Origin of the sequence: Planomonospora alba, assembly GCF_039534085.1 — a bacterium.
GTDB classification, from domain to species: Bacteria; Actinomycetota; Actinomycetes; order Streptosporangiales; family Streptosporangiaceae; genus Planomonospora_B; species Planomonospora_B alba.
The window spans coordinates 1-5,787 of the sequence record NZ_BAAAUT010000104.1; the positions used below are offsets into that span (position 1 = coordinate 1).

Genomic DNA, 5,787 nt, shown 5'->3' on the forward strand with positions numbered 1-5,787 from the left:
GCTCGGGGTCGTAGATGCCCTCGACGTCCCAGCCCCGGTCGGCGGGGAAGGCGCCCACCGCGTCCACCCCTTCGACGACCAGGCGCCACAGGTCCTCCGGCGAGGAGACCCCGCCGGGGTAGCGGCAGGCCATGCCGACGATCGCGATCGGCTCGTCGTCGGCGACGGCGAGCGCGGGCGTCCCGGCGGGCTCCGTGCCGAGGTCGAAGGCGGTGGCCACGATGTGGGCGGCCAGCGCCTGCGGGGTCGGGTAGTCGAAGATCAGGGTGGCGGGCAGGCGCAGTCCCGTCGCCTGGTTCAGGCGGTTGCGCAGGTCCACCGCGGCGAGCGAGTCGAAGCCGATCTCGCTGAAGGCGCGCCGGGGGGCGATCGACTCCGGTCCGTCGTGGCCGAGCACGGCCGCGATGTGGACGCGGACGGCGTCCAGTACGGCCTGCGCCCGCTCGGACTCGGGCAGGTTCGCCAGCTCCCGCACGAACTGCGGCGTGTCGCCGGCCGCGGCGCCGCCCGCGCGGGCGGTACGGCGGGCGGGGGTCCTGACCATGCCGCGCAGGACCGCGGGCAGCTCGTCGGAGCGGGCGGAGAGCGCCGCGTGGTCCACCCGCACGGGCAGCAGCGCGGCCTCGCCGGTGCCGAGGGCCTCGTCGAGGAGGGCCAGGCTCTCGGCCGGGGTGAGGGGTGCCAGGCCCAGGCGGCCGATCCGGCGCAGGTCGGCCTCGCTCAGTCCCTCGCCCATCCCGGCCCCGGCCCACAGGCCCCATGCCAGCGACGTGGCAGGCAGGCCGTGGGCCCGCCGGTGCGCCGCCAGGCCGTCGAGGAAGGTGTTCGCGGCGGCGTAGTTGCCCTGGCCCCCGCCGTCCACGTGGCCCGCGCTGGAGGAGAACAGCACGAACGCCCGCACATCCCCGGCCAGCTCGTGCAGATGCCAGGCCGCATCCACCTTCGGCCGCAGCACCCGCGCCATCCGCTCCGCAGTCAGGGACGACACGACCCCGTCGTCCAGCACCCCGGCCGCATGCACCACCGCGGCCAGATCCCCCACCCCCGCCAGCAGACCCGCCAGCGCCTCCCGATCGGCCACGTCACAGGCGGCGACCTCCACCTCGGCGCCCAGCGCGACGAGCTCATCACACAGCTCGGCCGCGCCCGGCGCCCCGATCCCGCGCCGGCTGGTCAGCAGCAGACGGCGCACCCCGTGCCCGGCCACCAGGTGCCGGGCCACCACCGCGCCCAGACCACCCGTGCCACCGGTCACCAGCACCGTGCCCCCACCCGACCAGGGCGAGCCCGCCTCCTGCCCGGCCCGCGGCGCCTCGGCCCGCACCAGGCGGGGAACGAGGATCTCAGTGCCGCGCACCGCCAGCTCCGGCTCCGCCGACCGCAGCACCGCCGCCGACAGTTCCTCCCACGGGGCGGACTCATCCACATCGACCAGGACGAACCGGCCGGGGTTCTCCGACTGCGCCGAGCGCACCAGGCCCCACACCGCCGCACCCGCCAGGTCGGCGACGTCCTCACCGGCCACCGAGACCGCGCCCCGCGTCACCACCACCAGCCGCGAGGCGGCGGGCCGCTCCTCGGCCAGCCACTCCTGCACCGCGGCGAGCACCCGGTTCACCGTCGCGTGCACCGCACCCGGCACGTCCCCGGCGGTCTCGCCGGACACCGTCAGCACCACCGCCTCGGGCTCCGCCGCGTCCTGCGGCGATCCCGCCCCGGCGGGCGCCGGGCGCCACTCCACCCGGTACAGCGCCTCCGCCCGCCCGGCCGCGCGCAGCCGCCCGGCCTCGACCGGCCGCGAGACCAGCGAGCCCACCGTCGCCACCGGCGCGCCGGAGCCGTCGAAGACGTCCAGCGCCAGCGTGTCCTGCCCCGCCGGGACGATCCGCACCCGCAGGGACGAGGCCCCGGAGGCGTGCAGCCGTACCCCGGTCCAGGCGAACGGGATGCGCGTGCGGCCGTCGTCGGCGCCGTCGTCCGCGGCGTGCAGCGCGGCGTCCAGTAGCGCCGGGTGCAGGCCGAACCCGTCGACCGGCGCGCCCTCGGGCAGCGCGACCTCGGCGAAGACCTCCTCACCGCGCCGCCAGACCGCCTTCACCCCCTGGAAGACCGGGCCGTAGGCGTAACCCTGCCCGGCCAGCTCCTCGTACAGCCCGGCGACGTCCACGCTGCGCGCGCCCTTCGGCGGCCAGACCTCCAGGGCGGCGGGCTCCGGCACGCCCTCCGGCGCCACCAGCCCCGTCGCGTACCGGCTCCAGGCCTCCTCGCCCTCGGGGCGGGCGTAGAGCTCCACCGGCCTGCGGCCGTCCTCGTCACCGGCGCCGACCACGGCCAGCAGCGCCACCCCGCCGTGCTCGGGCAGCACCAGCGGCGCCTCCAGCGTCAGCTCCTCCAGCAGAGAGCAGCCGACCTCGTCGCCGGCCCGCACGGCCAACTCGACGAGGGCGGTGCCGGGCAGCAGCGTCACCCCCGAGATCACGTGATCGGCGAGCCACGGGTGCGTCGCCAGGGACAGGCGGCCGGTCAGCACCACCCCGTCGGAGCCGGGCCCGCCGGCGCCCGGGAGCGCCACCACGGCCGACAGCAGCGCGTGGCCGGCGTCGACCTGGCCGAGCCCGGAGACCTCGCCGCGCGCGGCGGGGGCCTCCAGCCAGTAGCGCCTGCGTTGGAAGGCGTAAGTCGGCAGGTCCACCCGGCGGGCGCCGGACCCGGCGAAGAACGCGTCCCAGTCGACGCGCACGCCCCAGGCGTGCAGCCGGCCGAGCACCGTCAGCAGTTCCGGCTCCTCGGCGCGGTCGCGGCGGAGCACGGAGGCGAACACCGCCCGGTCGCCGGTGGCGGACCCGGCGCCCATCGCCGACAGCACCGCGTCCGGGCCGAGCTCCACGAACCTGGTCACGCCCTGCTCCTCCAGGGAGCGGATCCCGTCGGCGAAGCGCACGGCCTCGCGCACGTGCCGCACCCAGTACTCCGGCGAGGTCAGCTCCTCGGCGGAGGCGGGGCGGCCGGTCAGCGTGGACACGACCGGGATGCGCGGCGCCGCGTAGGTCAGGGTGCGGGCGACGCGGGCGAACTCCTCCAGCATCGGCTCCATCAGCGGCGAGTGGAAGGCGTGCGAGACGTTGAGCCGCTTGGTCCGCTCGAACCGCGCGGCGACCGCCGCGACCGCGTCCTCCTCTCCGGAGACCACGACGGAGCGGGGGCCGTTGACCGCGGCGATGCCCACCCGGTCGGTCAGGAACGGCAGCACCTCCTCCTCGGCGGCGGAGATCGCGACCATGGCGCCGCCCTCGGGCAGCTCCTGCATCAGGCGGCCGCGCGCGGCGACCAGCGCGCAGGCGTCCTCCAGGGAGAGCACGCCGGCCACGTGCGCGGCGGCCAGCTCGCCGATGGAGTGCCCGGCCACGACGTCGGGCCTGACGCCCCACGACTCCAGCAGCCGGAACAGCGCCACCTCCAGCGCGAACAGCGCGCACTGGGTGTAGGCGGTCCGGTCGAGCAGCCCGGCGGTCTCGCCGTCCTCGAACATCACCTCCCACAGCGGCACGTCGAGCTGGAGGTCGAGGTGGCCGACGGCCTCGTCGAGGGCGTCGGCGAAGACGGGGAAGGTCTCATACAGCTCGCGGCCCATGCCGGGCCGCTGGCTGCCCTGCCCGGTGAACAGGAAGGCGAGCCGGCCGGGCGCGGCGACGTCCCGGACCACGCCGGGGGCGTCCTCGCCGGAGGCGAGCGCCTCCAGCGCCCGCAGGGCGTCCTGCCGGTCGGCGACGACCGCGACCGCGTGGTGCTCCAGCACCGAGCGGGTGGTGGCCAGGGAGTAGCCGGCGTCGGCCAGGGTCTGCTCGGGGCGGGCGGTCAGGTGGTCCTTCAGCCGCCGCGCCTGCGCCCGCAGTGCGGGCTCGGACCTGGCGGTGAGGACGAGCGGCACGGCGAGCTGAGGGGCGCCGCCGGCCTCCGGCTCGGCGGGCTCCTCCTCCGGGGCCTGCTCGATGATCACGTGGGCGTTGGTGCCGCTGACGCCGAAGGAGGACACGCCGGCGCGGCGCGGGCGGCCGGCCCGCTCCCACTCGGCGGGCTCGGTCAGCAACTCGACCGCCCCGGCCGACCAGTCGACGTGCGGGGTCGGCTCGTCGACGTGCAGCGTCCTGGGCAGCACGCCGTGCCGCATCGCCATCACCATCTTGATCACGCCTGCGGAGCCCGCGGCGGCCTGGGTGTGGCCGATGTTCGACTTGATCGAGCCGAGCCGGAGCGGCTCGTCGCGGTCCTGGCCGTAGACCGCGATCAGGGCCTGGGCCTCGATCGGGTCGCCCAGCCGGGTGCCGGTGCCGTGCGCCTCGACCGCGTCGACCTCGGCCGGGGTGAGCCCGGCGTCGACGAGCGCCTGGCGGATGACGCGCTGCTGGGAGGGGCCGTTGGGGGCGGTCAGGCCGTTGGACGCGCCGTCGTGGTTGATCGCCGAGCCGCGGATCACCGCGAGCACGGGGTGGCCGTTGCGGCGGGCGTCGGACAGGCGCTCCAGGACGAAGACGCCGGCGCCCTCGGCGAATCCGGTGCCGTCGGCCGCCGCGGCGAACGGCTTGCAGCGGCCGTCGGGGGCCAGGCCGCGCTGGCGGCTGAACGCGGTGAACGTGCCGGGGCTGCCCATCACGGCGACGCCGCCGGCCAGCGCGAGCGTGCAGTCGCCGCGCCGCAGCGCCTGCGCCGCCAGGTGCAGCGCGACCAGCGAGCCGGAGCAGGCGGTGTCGACGGTCAGGGTGGGGCCCTCCAGGCCGAGGGTGTAGGAGACGCGGCCGGAGACGACGCTGGGCGCGGTGCCGGTCAGCATGTAGCCGTCGAGCCCGTCGGGCGCCTCGTGCAGGCGCACGCCGTACTCCTGGGGCTCGGCGCCGATGAAGACGGCCGAGCGGCTGCCGCGCAGCGCGGCGGGGTCGATGCCGGCCCGCTCCAGCGCCTCCCAGCAGGTCTCCAGGACCAGGCGCTGCTGCGGGTCCATCGCGACGGCCTCGCGGGGGCTGATGCCGAAGAAGTCGGCGTCGAAGTCGGCGGCGTCGGGCAGGAAGCCGCCCTCGCGGGCGTAGCTCGTGCCGGGCGCGTCGGGGTCGGGGCTGTAGAGGCCGTCGAGGTCCCAGCCCCGGTCGGCGGGGAAGTCGGAGATGACGTGGCGGCCTGCGGCCACCAGCTCCCACAGGTCCTCAGGTGAGTGCACACCGCCCGGGTAGCGGCAGCCGATGCCGACGATGGCGATCGGCTCGTCCGCCGCGTCCGCGGCCGGGGCCGCGGCGGGGGCCTCATCGGGCAGGCCGAGGAGCTGGGCGCGCAGGTACCGGGCCAGCGCGGCCGGGGTGGGGCAGTCGAATGCGATCGTGACCGGCAGGTCCACTCCGGTGGCCGAGGTCAGCCGGGTCTGCAGCTCGACCACGGCGAGCGAGTCGAAGCCCAGCTTCTGGAACGGCTCGTCGTCCGGGACCGGGGCCGTGGCGCCCGGCTGGACGACGCGCAGGACGGCGAGGGTCTGCGCGCGCACCAGTTCGAGCAGGACGTGCCCCTGCTCGGCGGGGGGAAGGCCTTCCAGCCGCCGGATCAGCGCCGACCGCTTGGCCATTTTCTCATCCGCTGCATTCGCGTTCTCGGAAACGAAGTTTTCGGACCCGCTCATCCGCGCACTCCATTGATCAGGCGGTCAGAATTCGCATAAGAAACCAGAACCGAGCGTAAACCGGCCAAAAAAACGGCCACCACCCCTGAACTCCCCTAATCGCTTTCCCAGAATTCCCCTAAAAACGG

Annotated in this window: 1 protein-coding gene; it reads right to left on the reverse strand. The window is 75.9% G+C overall.

Features of this window, described 5'->3' with window-relative positions; genetic code table 11:
- A partial coding sequence (locus tag ABD823_RS33395) for an SDR family NAD(P)-dependent oxidoreductase (protein WP_344866771.1) occupies nucleotides 1-5,605 on the reverse strand: 5,605 nt, incomplete at its 3' end.
- Between the last annotated feature and the right edge of the window lie 182 nt (nucleotides 5,606-5,787).